This is a genomic window from Streptococcus oriscaviae (assembly GCF_018137985.1).
GTDB lineage: Bacteria > Bacillota > Bacilli > Lactobacillales > Streptococcaceae > Streptococcus > Streptococcus oriscaviae.
The window spans coordinates 1,947,650-1,961,054 of sequence record NZ_CP073084.1 but is presented as its reverse complement, the minus strand read 5'-3'; the positions used below and the strand labels follow the sequence as shown (position 1 = coordinate 1,961,054).

Below are 13,405 nucleotides of genomic sequence, written 5' to 3'. Positions count from 1 at the left end.
TTGTTTCCTCGTTTCGTCATTATACCACAGTTTAGCTTGTTTGACTTAAATAAAGCTAAATAAAATGATACCTGCTGCAACCGCAACGTTGAGACTCTCAGCTTGACCAGGCATAATGATATGAACCAGCTTGTCTGCCTCCTGGGCAACTAAATCAGAAATTCCTTTTCCTTCATTTCCCATCACCAGAGCAAAACTGCTACTAGCCTGAACAGCCTTGTAGTCAACTGATTGTTTTGACAAACTGGTAGCTAATATAGGAATCTGATTGTTCTTTAATAGGTAGAGAATCTCCTCTGTCGGAAAACGGTAGATTGGTAGATGAAAATGACTCCCTTGCATTGAACGAAGAACCTTGGCGTTATAAATATCAGCTGATTTATCAGATAGAAAAACTCCATCGCAGCCGGCAGCATCCGCTGTTCGAATCATGGTCCCTACATTACCCGGATCCTGAACATCTTCTAAAATCAGGTATTTTCCTATCAGTTTTTCAGGAAGAACCTGTTTCGGAAGAGCCAATTGCGCAACAACTCCTTGCGGGCTCTTGCTATCTGTCAAATCCTGAAGAATATCTGGACTAACCATGGAAACAGGAAGATTGTCTGGTAGGCGCTCAGCCTGTTCTGCCAAGACAAAAATATGCTCCACTTGCGCTCCTGATTGAAGAGCTTCTTCCAGTAAATGCCAACCTTCTATGAGATAAGAAGAATGCCGGTGTTTTTTCTGCTGAAGTTTCTTGGCCTGCTTGATTGTTTTATTGGTTTTAGAGCGGATTATTTCCATGTGTTCCTCGTTTTCTTTCAATACCAACCATGATATAATAAAGTTAGATTCTTGTCAAAATGAACGCTGGAAAATGGGTGAAAAAGGAGTTTACCATGAGAAAAGTACGCATGATTGCCTCTGGTCGAGTACAAGGTGTCGGTTTTCGGTGGTCTGTTCAGTTTTTAGCTGCCGAAATTGGAGATATTTATGGCCGGGTTTGGAACAACGAAGATGGGACTGTGACGATTTTGGCTAATTCTGACTCCTCTGAAAAACTGAGTCAGTTTATCCACGAGATTCGTAAGGGCCCATCGCGGGCAGCCAAGGTGTCCTACTTGGATGTTACCCTAGGAAGTTTTGAACCCTTTACTGATTTTCAGGTCAAACATATGTAAGACTTGTATATTTCCTTTAAAAAAAGTAAAATAGAATGTATCATGTAAAAAGGAATTTAGTAAACGTGAAAATCAAAAAACCTATTGTATTATCTACTCTTGCTCTTTCTGCCTTACTATTTTTGTCCGGATGTGTGGAAACAAAAAATGGTGTTCCTACTGGTGAAGGTTGGGTCTACCAATGGTTGGTGCAGCCGATGGGCAACCTTATCCAATACTTTGCCGAGAATCAAGGTTTGGGATTCGGTGTAGCCATTATTATCGTAACCTTGCTGGTTCGCTTCATCATCCTACCACTAGGAATCTACCAAACTCGTAAGACAACCTATCAATCTGAGAAAATGCACTATCTCAAGCCGATTCTTGCTCCGATTCAGGAACGGATGAAGAATGCAAGTTCTCAGGAAGAGCAACTAGCTGCCCAGCAAGAACTTTTTGCAGCCCAAAAGGCTTACGGTGTTAGTATGTTTGGCGGTCTTGGTTGCTTGCCTCTCTTGGCCCAAATGCCTTTCTTTACGGCTCTCTTCTATGCAGCTCGCTATACAGAAGGAATTGCAGAAGCTAGTTTCCTGGGAATTGATCTGGGTTCTCCAAGCTTGATTCTAACCGCTCTTGCGGGTATTCTCTACTTCTTCCAATCTCTCTTTATGCAGGTCGGTATGGAAGAAGAACAAAAGAAACAGATGCGCTCAATGATGCTGATGAACCCCTTGATGATTGTTTTCTTCTCTTGGAGTTCTCCTGCAGGGGTAACCCTTTACTGGGTTGTCGGAGGTTTCTTTGGAATTATCCAACAAGCCATTACAACCTTTATCATTAAGCCAAAAGTCCGCAAGCAGATTGAAGAAGAATTCAAAAACAATCCGCCAAAAGCGTGGAAATCAACTGCCAAGGATGTTACACCAACAGCGTCGGCTATTATTGAGGAAAAACCTAAGAAAAAGAACCGTAATGCTGGCAAACAGCGTTCTCGTTAATTTACTAACAATTGGGAACACCTTCCCATTCACAAAAGACTCCAAACCATTGTTCTTAATAAGACGGTTTGGAGTCTTTCTTTTTACTGACAAAAAGAACCTCTCCTTATAGAGCAGGTTAGACTGCCTATTCTAGGGAGGTTCGTTTGGATTTTATTTGGTCTTTTCAACCTTCAAAATTTTGACATCGTAGCTACCGACTGGTGTTTGAACAGTTGCTACATCACCTGTTTTCTTGCCGATAAGAGCTTGGCCAATCGGGCTTTCGTTGGAAACTTTGTTAGCAAAAGCGTCAGCTCCTGCTGCCCCAACAATGATGTAGACTTCTTCTTCACTTTCACCCACTTCTTGGATGGTAACTGTTTTTCCGATAGCCACTTCATCAGCTGCTACTGCATCGCTATTCACAATTTCTGCATAGCGGATTTTGGTTTCGATGGTTGAAATCTGGCCTTCAACAAAGGCTTGTTCATCTTTAGCCGCCTCATACTCGGAGTTCTCAGACAAGTCACCGTATGAACGCGCAATTTTGATGCGCTCGACAATTTCAGGACGACGAACTAATTTTAGTTCTTCTAATTCTTTCTCCAATTTCTCTTTTTCTTCGATGGTCATTGGATATGTTTTTTCTGCCATTTTTTAATTCATTCCTCTATGTTCATTTTTAATGAAAACAAAATTATGTGGAAAACCACATAATTTTGCCTCGGGTATTCCCCTAGTTGTTTATTTTACTATTAACGTATTTCTCAACGTTTTCATTGTGTTCTTCTATTGTTGTGGAGAAGTAGACCGTTCCAGTTGTTACATCTGCTACAAAGTAGAAGTATTCTGTTTTGTTTGCATTAAAAGTTGCTTCAATAGCGGCAAGACTCGGGCTGTCTACCGGACCTGGCATCAAACCAGTATTTTGATAAATATTGTAAGGTGAAGCGATTGATGTATCGATTGCTGCATCTTCTGCCAGGGTTGTTTCTTGACCCAGTTTGCCCATAGCGTAAAGAATTGCAATGTTAGACTGAAGCGGCATACCGTTGTTGATGCGGTTGTAGAAGACACTTGCAATGTTGCGACGGTCTTCATCGGTCGAACCTTCTTTTTCAACCAAGGAAGCCAAGGTTAGGAGTTCGTTGACGTTTAGGCCTTTTGCTTCTAGTTGTGAGTAGTAGGGTTGAAGGCGATTGTCCATGGTCGCAATCATCTGCTCAACCAAATCTTCGATAGTTGTTTCTTTGGTGTAGTCGTATACCGCTGGGAAGAGATAGCCTTCCAATTGGTAGAGAACACCGCTGTCTGCTGCCGGTAGGGTAGCAAAGAGATTTGGATAAGTCGCAACCATTCGATTGATGAATTCCGGATTCTTCACTGTTGCCAAGAAATCCTCTGCCTTAAATGGTGTTTTGTCATTCTTGTCCGTTGTGTTGGAATTCAGGGTGATTGCTTCTGCAATTTGGTTAATGGTATAGCCTTCCACAATCAAGACTTTTCCTGCAATTGGGTCAACTGCCGTAGCTGTACCTGCTTCTTGAAGTGTTTTTGCAATATCATCAAGCGACATGGATTGGTTAAGATTGTAGAAACCGCTTTGGTAGTTGTTGTAACTCTTTAATTTGGAATAATAGTTAAAAACTGTTGCATTTTTTATCAACTTGTTATCAACCAATATCTGACCGATTTCCAAGGTAGAAGAACCTTCTGGTATCTCAACTTGAACATTCTCAGTAGACTGAGCATTGATTGGATCCAGGCAAGATTTTACATAGGTGTAACCAACAAAGCCTGTAACAGACAGTGCTATGATCACGATAGCTACTACCACCGCAACAATTCGCTTGGCTGTTTTGTCTTGTTTCTTGCGACTGTGTTTTTTCCCTGAACGCCTTCTCGGTACTGATGAACCGGTTGCTTCCTGCTTATCGCTCGTTGTTTGCGGTGCGATAATCGTATCATCCAGCACTTCTTGACTCTCTTCTTCAGGTGTCAAGATCAACTCTGGAAGATCCTCTTCAGCCACTTCTTGCTCCACAGCCTCTTCAACCGGAGTTTCCTCAAGCGGCAGCTTCTCGACAAGCATGGTTTGTTCTTCAGAAGACTCTTCAAACGGTGTGGATTCCACAGGTGGAAGGGCAGCTTCGGCTGCTGCTGCGAGGTTACGCAACTCAGCTAAATTCCGCTCAACTGTATTGTCAAATTCTTCTTCAATCTGCGGTTCAACCTGCTGAACCACGGGTTCTTCAGAAAATTGGGAAGAACTGTCAAGATGAGATGCTTCTTGCTCCTCGACAGAAGCTGTTGTTTCTTCTGCTAGGTACTCTCCTGGAAAGTCTAGTCCATCAATTTTTAGGGTTTGTTTGGGAATAGCGAAGCTTTCATCAACTGTTGACGACGGCGCTGTTCCCTCTGCTTCTTCCATAGCCTTTAAGCTGGCTCGGATTTCTTCATTTGTTTCTGCAAGTGGTTCTTCTTGTAAGCGTTGATTTTTCAACTCTTCCAAATCTCGAAGAATCTGATCGCGAAAACTCGAAGATTGTGTGTCTTTTTCATTCGAATCTTTTGTCACGATTAAACTCCTTTCACACAATTACTAACTATTATATCTTAAAGCGCTTTAAAAAGCAAGTTTTTCCTTATTTATAAGGCTTTCCAGTACATATCATACCATACTTGCCCGCCAAATTGGGATTGTGAAACTCCCAAATCCGTAAATTGGTTCATTTGGTAGTAGGAAAGCAGGTAGTCTTTGCAGGTTAGACTGATGCCCTGATAGCAGTCGGCTGTCGCTATTTCCTTGAGAGCGGCCAGTAATAATGTCCCGATTCCCTGGCCTTGGTAGCTGTCTGAAATAGACAAGCTGGCGATGGCCAAATGGGTCTGCTGTCCGCTTGCAGGCTTTGTCCGGCTAAAGATTTCATCTGTTACCACACCACTGCTACTAGGAAGGGCTAGGAGAAAGCCTGCTATGGTTCCTGCGTCTTCCATGACCAAACAGGTACGCCACTCCTCCGCTACATAGTAGGCTAATACCTCTTCTGCAATCTGTTCTTCGAGTTGAAAATTTGCCTGCTCCAACGCTACAATACTGGCTAAATCTTCTAGATTGGGATGTCGAATTTGCATGGTATTCTCCTTGATATGAAAGGAAAGATAGCACACGAGGCGCTATCTCTCTTGTAGATGTATGATTTATTGAACATTGCTAGAAAGTCTGGAGAGGAGGTGCTCAAATGAGTACTCATACGACTGAATATCTCCTGCTCCCATGAACACATAAACGGCATTGCTGTGGTCAAGAAGAGGTGACGTGTTCTCCACTGTAATGATTCCGCCTTTTTTCTCAATCTTGGCAGCTAAATCTTCTACTTTGACCTCGCCATTGTCAGTTTCACGAGCCGAGCCATAGATTTGTGCAAGGTAGACCGCGTCCGCACCGTTGAGGGCTTCTGCAAATTCATCCAAGAGGGCAATGGTACGGGTAAAGGTGTGGGGTTGGAAAATAGCCACCAGCTCCTTGCTTGGATATTTCTGTCTTGCAGCATCGATCGTTGCGATAATTTCTGTCGGATGATGGGCAAAGTCATCAATGATGACTGTATCGTTGACAATTTTTTCTGTGAAACGACGCTTCACTCCGGCAAAGGTTTTGAGGTGTTCTGCAGCCAGTTTCAAATCGAAACCTGCCACATATAGGTTGGCAATAACTGCGGTTGCATTCATCACATTGTGACGGCCGAAGGTTGGAATTTGGAAAGAGCCAAGCTCTTCTTCGCCATGACGAACCTTAAATTGCGAGCCGGTTGTAGATGGTTTGAGATCGTAGGCCACAAAATCGTTTGTATCGCTAAAACCATAGTAATAGATTGGAGCATTGGCCGTGATGCGACGTAGTTGCTCATCTTCCCCATAAAGGAAAAGACCTTTTGTCACCTGTTTGGCATAGTCATTGAAGGCATTGAAAACATCTTCTAGACCGGTAAAGTAGTCTGGATGGTCAAAGTCAATGTTGGTAATGATGCTGTATTCTGGATGGTAGGGCATAAAATGGCGCTCGTATTCATCCGATTCAAAGACAAAGTATTGGGCATGGGCTGAACCACGACCTGTTCCATCTCCAATCAGGAAACTGGTATCCGTAATGTTGCGCATAACGTGAGCTAAAAGTCCTGTTGTTGAGGTTTTCCCGTGGGCACCTGCCACTCCCATACTGGTGAAATCCTTCATAAATTCCCCAAGAAATTCATGGTAGCGCTTATAGGAGAGGCCTTTGGCATCAGCGTAGGCAATCTCTACGTTATTATCCGGACGAAAGGCATTTCCTGCGATGAGTTCGACATCTGCTGAAATGTTCTTTTCATCAAAGGGAAGGATAGGAATCCCTGCCTGTTCCAAACCACGCTGCGTGAAGTAATATTTTTCAACATCGCTTCCTTGCACCTTGTGTCCCATTTGGTGCAACATCAGTGCGAGGGCACTCATACCTGAGCCTTTGATTCCGATAAAATGATAGGTTTTTGTCATTAAATGTCCTCTTCTATATGTGTCAAATTTAATTCTTGTGCCATTTGGCGCTCCCGTTGAACCTTGCGTTCGGGATAGTTATAGACCTGACTTTTGCGCAAGAAATCATAAGAATTCTTTTGCTGGGCTTGGCCTTGTTGTCGGTCTTCTTTCTTTAGCGAGTAAACCGCTGGCAACTCTGCCAAGATATAGTGGTCTTGCCGTAAACGATTGGCCAGTCGGTTCATCCGCGCTGCTTCCCCAGCAGGCTGTTGAGTCACTGTTTTAGCACTTGGTGCAGCTGCCAAAACCGGCCGTTTATATACCTGAGCCGGTGTAGGTTTTTCATCTCTCAAATAAGCGGCAGAACGCTTGCGTTTCAAATCTTCACGAGCCGCCTCGCGAGCCAGTTGCCCCTGTGTTTTTATCTCTGGATGATGAACCTGGGCTGGCGGTTTACGCAGACGCTCCCTACGAGAATACGGACTAACCGTCGGCTCAAAAAGAGGCGGAAGCAGGTCTTCTGCTAAATCGTGTTTGGCCTGTTCATCAAAGTGAAGGTCACTTGGTTCAGTATCGCCATAATCCTTGTCCTGATAAGGCCCTTGGATATTGCTGATAAGATCTGACTCTTCATATAAGTTCATTCTCGGGATTTTTCCAATGATTGTTTCATTGTCTGCCACAAGGGGAAATCGGGTGTGCTTTCTCATCATAAAGATAATCCTTTCAACAGCCTATTATACCATACCTTCTTTTCTTTGACTATTCCTTACCCCTATTAGCGCAAGAAGGCACTGGTTGACCAGCACCTTCTCCGTAGTTTATAAGTCAAGGCAAGGCTGATTGACATCCAAAATAAATTGGCTGGTTTTAGCTTGCAGGTAGTCTTGAGCGTGTTGCTCAATAAAATCAAGTGCTTCCTTGAGAGCAGGCAGGCGATTCGTATCTAACAATTCAATAACCAGAAAGGCATTTTTTGTCTGATCGGTAATCATGGTGCGCTCCCCGTCCCTCCAGTTAAAGCAGCGGCAGACAGCGCCTTTTTCATCCTTATAACAGAGTTCTCCTGCCAAGGTTGGCTGATTGGTATCGTCGCCAATCAAGTAAAACTCATCTCCTCCATCAGTGATGGTCAGGCGTAAATCACCAACAAAGGTATCGATGTCTTCTGCACCAACAGGCAGGGCATAGCGAAGACTGGCAGCGTTGTAAATGTCTACTAGAGGATTGATACTTCTGACTGGATTGTTGCTGGTTGAGCGCTTGAGCAAGGCTTCAATACTGGAACGCGCCCCTTTTTTCGTTTTAAACTGCTGATAAGCCTTGCGATAGATTTGGATAACCTCATTTTCACTAAAAACATCTTCTGTCAGATGACCTTGCGCCAAAGGAATACTGTCTTCTAGCAATTGCACGACAGCTGCTGGCGACTCTGGGCTATTAACATAGTCCTTGAGCAACAGGACACCGATTTTAGCATCTGGAAAAAGATTCCAGAAGGACGAATCAACGATAAATTGGCTCATAGCTTTCTCCTTTTTGGTTAAAAACTGGCCCCTATCAGCGGGGTGCTAGTATGAAAGAACAAAATGAAACACGGAAACGACCTTAAGGAAGAACCTAACAGTTTCTCGTTATTTTATTCTACCGCGCAAGAACAGGTTTGTCAATTGACAGTTGGCTGAGCAATCCCCAAGATTTCGCGGATTTCTTGAACAGTCATGCTAGCTCGGCTTTCATTGCCATCTAAGACAGTCGTTACGAGATTTTTCTTGCTTTCCTGTAGGCTTTGAATTTTTTCCTCGATAGTTCCTCTGGTGATAAGACGGTAGCATTCCACTTTTTCCGTCTGGCCCATGCGGTGAGCTCTGCTGATGGCTTGGGCTTCAACGGCAGGATTCCACCAAAGGTCAACCAAAATAACCGTGTCCGCCCCGGTCAAATTGAGTCCAACACCACCGGCTTTAAGGGAAATGAGGAAGGCATCTCGACTGCCTGCGTTAAAGGCTTGGGTCATCTCTTGACGAGCGTTGGTCGGTGTTGAGCCTGTCAATTTGTAACTGGTCAAGCCTGCCGCTGCTACATCTTGTTCAATCAAATCCAACATGGTACGGAATTGAGAGAAGATAAGAACCCGATGTCCTCCTTCTTTAAGCTGATTTAAGAGCTCTCTCAAACTCTCCAGTTTTCCACTTTGACCTTGGTAGGCATCCATGAACAAACTCGGGGTATCACAAATCTGCCTTAAACGAGTAATGCCTGATAGAATTTCAATTTTCTTGCGGTTGATTTCTGCATCACTTGCCCCCAGAACACTGGTTTGCATTTGCTGGAGCTGGGCAAGGTAGATAGCTTTTTGTTCATCTGTCAATTCGTTGAGAACATTTACCTCTATTAGATCTGGCAACTCTAACAGGACTTCTTCCTTTCGACGTCTAAGGACAAAGGGTTTGATAATACGAGCCACTTCTTGAGCAGATAGTTTGGCAAAGTCGTTCTTAGATGGGAGAAGACCAGGAAGGACAATCTGAAAGATGGACCAGAGTTCGGCCAGATGGTTTTCAATCGGTGTACCCGACAGGGCAAAACAAGCTCCTACCTCAAATTCTCTCAACTGCTGCGCAATCTTCGTTTGAGCATTTTTCATAACCTGAGCTTCATCCAAAATCAGGTAATCATAATGTTTGCTGCGATACAGTTCTGCATCCTGACGGAAGGATGGGTAGCTGGTAACAAGAATTTGATGATCTTCTTGTATGATGCTTGTCCGTTTTTCCTTAGAACCATAGACCACAGCCATGTCCAGATGAGGGGTGAATTTTTTACATTCTTCCTGCCAGTTGTAAATAAGACTAGACGGTGCAAGAATCAATACCCTCGATTTACTGTCCAAGCGCCCCGACAAAAAAGCCAAGCTCTGCAAGGTTTTTCCCAGTCCCATATCATCTGCTAAAATACCTCCGAAACCATAGTAGTCCAACATGGATAACCAGCGAATCCCTTGTAGCTGGTAATCGCGCAAGTCTGTTTGGACAGTGAGGGGAGGCAAGGAAAACTCTTCTGGATGAGCCAAATCATATGCGAGCCGTTGAAAATCTTCTGAGTAAGAAACGGACTTTTCTCCGGCAAGTGCTTGATTCAACTGGAAAGAAGCAAATCTATCCAAGCTCAACTGCCCCTCCTGATTAAATCGAGCCCGAAGATCTAAGAGGGTTCGGCTAATGCGCATGCTGTCTTCATCAAATACAAAGATGCGGCCTGACTGACTGGTATAATAACTTTCTTCGTTGAGAAGGGCCTGCAAAGCCAAGCTAATCTCCTCCGAGTCAATTCCCTGAAAATCAAAAGAAATGTCCAACAGAGAGCCCTGACTTGCCACTGACAGGTGGGGGCTTGCGGTAACAAATAAGTTCTCCACTTCTGGCGCCAACTCAACCTGCCCCATGCTGCGAAAGCGAGGTAAATCTTGAGTGAAAAACGCATACCAGTCCGCCTGATGCAAACCAGAGCGAGTTGCCTTAAAATCTCCTGCAAAGCCAACTTCCTTCATTAGATGGTAGACAGCCTCTAAATGTCGATAGTGCAGGGCGAAGGGAAGGTAAGCCAAATCCTCTTTCTTTTCTACTCTGGCTCTCGAAAATTCAAGAGAAAGGGCCAGTGATAAATCGCCGGCTTCTGTCAGGCTAAATCGAAATCGAGGCTTGAAATCCTCAATCAAGAAACGCTTGGGCGCTGTCACTTTACCGATAGTCTGCAAATCCAAGAGGCTTGCTGCCAAACGGTCTTGGTCTTGAAAATCAACCTGCACTTTTTTTAGTCCAGACTCAGTTGGTACCAATTCTCCAATAACCTCTAAGAGGCGTTCTTGTCTGCGATCCACGACATAAAGGTTGTGGTCTTTGAGAAAATACCGACCATTAAAAAGACTGCGACAAGGAACTTCTTCAATCACCAGCTCGATGACTCGGGTATCTACCCGAACGTGAAACTCAAAGAGACCCACTTCCGCTGTCAGAGGCTGAAGAATCAAGTCCTTGTAAGTCTGCATATCATAGGACACTTGAAACGAATGCAGCTCTTTGAATAAGTCAAGCCCTTCTTCAAAGTAGGCCAAAGGCAAGCGGAGATGACGGCCAAAATGGGGTAACACATCCGAATCTAGGGATGGTTTTTCAGGTACAAGCCGAAAGAGAAACTCCAAAAGCTCCTGACTGGCTGCGTCAAAATTGTCAAAATTGACAACCTCATAGTAGTTTTTACCAATTTGGTAATACTCGCTTTTTTTAACCAGCTTTAAAAAGGCCCCGATGTCACGGATGATGTAGGAACGATCATCCGGCAGCCGTCTGATTTTCAAGGTCCAATCAATATTGCTGTCAAAGGGCAGAAGCTGCCCTTCAACCGATAGTTGGTAGCGAAGCCCTGCTGCTGTATCAGGACTGAGCAAATCATCTAAAAAAAGTCCCCCAAAATAGGTTCGTCTAGTCACTTCCTGATGAATGGCCCCCTCATCCTGTAAGGTCTGAACCAGTTCTATCCCTTTGGCATCATTTTTCAAAAAATACTCAGTGGCTGCCAAGTGCTGGCAATAGCCTTTCTGTCCAAATAGAGGGCAAGAACAATCTAAAGCTTCATCCTCTATGGCATAACAAAACGTTGCCTCTCCTATCTTGAGATAGAGTCGGCGGTCTTCCACCTTCTCTACTTGTAGCTGTCCTCTATCGTAGAGGTCAATCCCTTCCTGGCGAATCCGCCCTGGCATCAATCTACCCATACTATCTCCTTAATCTTATCTCTCCATTATAGCATAATCCTAGTGAGAAAAAAAGATTTTCGCCTAAAAACTTATAGGTGTTCCTGCTCGGTTTAGTAGCTCTTGGCATGCTCCAAAAATAGGGAGGATACTGAAGCCTTACCCTTTCAAAAAAACAAAAAATAGTAGGTTTTGCTCTCAGACAAAATCCTACTTTTTACTGATGTTCTGAATCAATCGGTTTATAATAACGTGTCAGGCGCCACATTTTCCTAATCAGACTTCCTGTCTTCCAAAGCCAAAAGAGAACAACGGGCAACAGAAAGAAGGTCACAAGCACCGTAGACTGAGACTTCATTTTCAAGAAAGCAATAACAGAGAATACAAGCACAAAAACAAGCAGAGCAAGCATTAAAAGATTGATGAAAATCCCTAACCAACCAAGCCAATAGCGCAGCCCAAAAGGAGGAACCTTCTTTTCATCAAAATCAGCCAGCCCTGTCAAATATTCAACAATCAGTTCACCTATACATTCCATCCCGAACCTCTTATAATCCCTACGAACACTGGCAAACACAGCCTACTCAAATCAGTTCCAGACCGTGATGACGGCTCCAAGTCTTATTTTAGCAGTCTTTTACTTGTTTACAAAGAAAAGGAGGTGGATAACCACTATCTCCTCCTTAGAACCCAAATCCGGCTCTATTTCCGTTTTCTGGCAATCAAATGAATCGGTGTTCCTTCAAAGACAAAGGCCTTGCGGATTTGATTTTCCAAGAAACGCATGTAAGAAAAGTGCATGAGTTCTTCTTCATTGACAAAGACCACAAAGGTCGGTGGCTTGGTTGCGACCTGAGTAGCGTAGAAGATTTTGAGTCGCTTGCCCTTGTCCGTTGGAGTTGGATTGATGGCGATGGCATCCATGATGACGTCATTGAGAACGGCTGATGGTATGCGGGTATTCTGACTCTCGCTAATAGTCTTAATCATTTCTGGCAACTTGTGAAGGCGTTGTTTGGTCAAGGCGGACACAAAGATAATCGGTGCATAAGACAGGTACTGGAACTGGTCACGAATATCATCTTCCCATTTTTTCATGGTGTGGTTGTCTTTTTCCAGAGTATCCCACTTATTGACCACGATGATAATCCCTTTTCCTGCTTCATGGGCAAATCCAGCAATCCGCTTGTCGTACTCACGAATGCCTTCTTCGGCATTGATGACCATCAAAACGACATCAGAGCGATCAATAGCCCGCATGGCCCGCATGACAGAGTATTTCTCTGTATTTTCATAGACCTTACCGGACTTGCGCATCCCTGCCGTATCGATCATAGTAAATTCTTGACCGGTACTGTCGGTAAAGTGGGTATCGATGGCATCACGGGTCGTTCCTGCAACCGGAGAGGCAATCACGCGCTCCTCCCCCAAAATAGCATTGATAAGACTGGACTTGCCGACATTAGGGCGACCGATTAAACTGAACTTGATGAGGTCAGGATTTTCCTTAGCTTCCGCTGTCGGCAGGTTGTCTACAATGGCATCAAGGACATCCCCCGTTCCAATACCATGGACTGAAGACACCGGGTAGGGATCTCCTAGACCCAGTGAATAGAAATCATAGATGTCGTTGCGCATCTCAGGATTGTCCACCTTGTTGACCACCAAAATGACCGGTTTATTGGTCTTGTAGAGGATGCGGGAAACGTACTCATCGGCATCCGTTACTCCTTCTTTGCCAGATACGACAAAGACGATGACGTCTGCTTCATCCATGGCGATTTCAGCCTGGTGCTTGATCTGTTCCATGAATGGGGCATCTACATCATCGATTCCTCCCGTATCAATAAGTGAAAACTTGCGGTTAAGCCATTCACCTGTCGCATAAATGCGGTCGCGGGTCACCCCTTCCACATCTTCGACAATCGAAATCCGCTCACCTGCAATACGATTAAATAGGGTTGATTTTCCAACGTTGGGACGGCCAACGATGGCAATAGTTGGTAGAGCCATAC

Annotated in this window: 12 protein-coding genes; 2 read left to right on the top strand and 10 right to left on the bottom strand. The window is 44.2% G+C overall.

The annotated features are described in order from the left end of the window. Positions 1-45 precede the first annotated feature (45 nt). Positions 46-786: a TrmH family RNA methyltransferase gene (locus INT76_RS09835; RefSeq protein ID WP_212570361.1), complete on the bottom strand. Its 741-nt coding sequence runs from the start codon at positions 784-786 to the stop codon at positions 46-48. A 95-nt stretch (positions 787-881) separates the two neighbouring features. On the opposite strand from INT76_RS09835, the gene INT76_RS09830 reads away from it, so the two are divergent. Continuing rightward, positions 882-1,163, top strand: a complete 282-nt coding sequence (locus INT76_RS09830) for an acylphosphatase (RefSeq protein ID WP_212570359.1) — start codon at positions 882-884, stop codon at positions 1,161-1,163. A gap of 65 nt (positions 1,164-1,228) precedes the next feature. Further along, entirely contained in the window at positions 1,229-2,140 is a 912-nt protein-coding gene (gene yidC / locus INT76_RS09825; RefSeq protein ID WP_249116149.1) for a membrane protein insertase YidC, read from the top strand. 153 nt (positions 2,141-2,293) lie between these two features. On the opposite strand, the gene greA is transcribed toward yidC, so the two are convergent. The 9 genes from greA to der form a co-directional block, all read right to left on the bottom strand. Then, positions 2,294-2,776 (bottom strand): transcription elongation factor GreA, encoded by a 483-nt coding sequence (greA, locus tag INT76_RS09820; RefSeq protein WP_212570355.1) that lies wholly within the window; start codon positions 2,774-2,776, stop codon positions 2,294-2,296. 82 nt (positions 2,777-2,858) lie between these two features. Further along, complete coding sequence (gene mltG, locus INT76_RS09815; protein ID WP_212570353.1) at positions 2,859-4,700, bottom strand: endolytic transglycosylase MltG; 1,842 nt, start codon at positions 4,698-4,700, stop codon at positions 2,859-2,861. 71 nt (positions 4,701-4,771) lie between these two features. Continuing rightward, complete coding sequence (locus tag INT76_RS09810; protein WP_212570351.1) at positions 4,772-5,257, bottom strand: GNAT family N-acetyltransferase; 486 nt, start codon at positions 5,255-5,257, stop codon at positions 4,772-4,774. A gap of 66 nt (positions 5,258-5,323) precedes the next feature. Beyond that, a complete protein-coding gene (gene murC, locus INT76_RS09805) occupies positions 5,324-6,655 on the bottom strand; it encodes a UDP-N-acetylmuramate--L-alanine ligase (RefSeq protein WP_212570349.1) in 1,332 nt (443 codons plus the stop codon). Continuing rightward, positions 6,655-7,350 carry a divisome accessory protein ZapJ gene (gene zapJ, locus INT76_RS09800; RefSeq protein WP_212570347.1) on the bottom strand — a complete coding sequence of 232 codons (696 nt, stop codon included), beginning with the start codon at positions 7,348-7,350 and terminating at the stop codon, positions 6,655-6,657. The genes murC and zapJ overlap by 1 nt, the downstream gene beginning before the upstream one ends. Positions 7,351-7,458: 108 nt before the next feature. Continuing rightward, entirely contained in the window at positions 7,459-8,163 is a 705-nt protein-coding gene (locus INT76_RS09795; RefSeq protein WP_212570345.1) for a B3/B4 domain-containing protein, read from the bottom strand. Positions 8,164-8,303: 140 nt separating this feature from the next. After that, positions 8,304-11,411, bottom strand: a complete 3,108-nt coding sequence (locus INT76_RS09790; RefSeq protein ID WP_212570343.1) for a pilus expression-regulating Snf2 family helicase — start codon at positions 11,409-11,411, stop codon at positions 8,304-8,306. Between the two features lie 196 nt (positions 11,412-11,607). Then, complete coding sequence (locus tag INT76_RS09785; RefSeq protein ID WP_212570341.1) at positions 11,608-11,928, bottom strand: hypothetical protein; 321 nt, start codon at positions 11,926-11,928, stop codon at positions 11,608-11,610. A 164-nt stretch (positions 11,929-12,092) separates the two neighbouring features. After that, positions 12,093-13,403, bottom strand: coding sequence for a ribosome biogenesis GTPase Der (der, locus tag INT76_RS09780; RefSeq protein ID WP_212570339.1), 1,311 nt, complete (start codon positions 13,401-13,403; stop codon positions 12,093-12,095). Positions 13,404-13,405 lie beyond the last annotated feature (2 nt).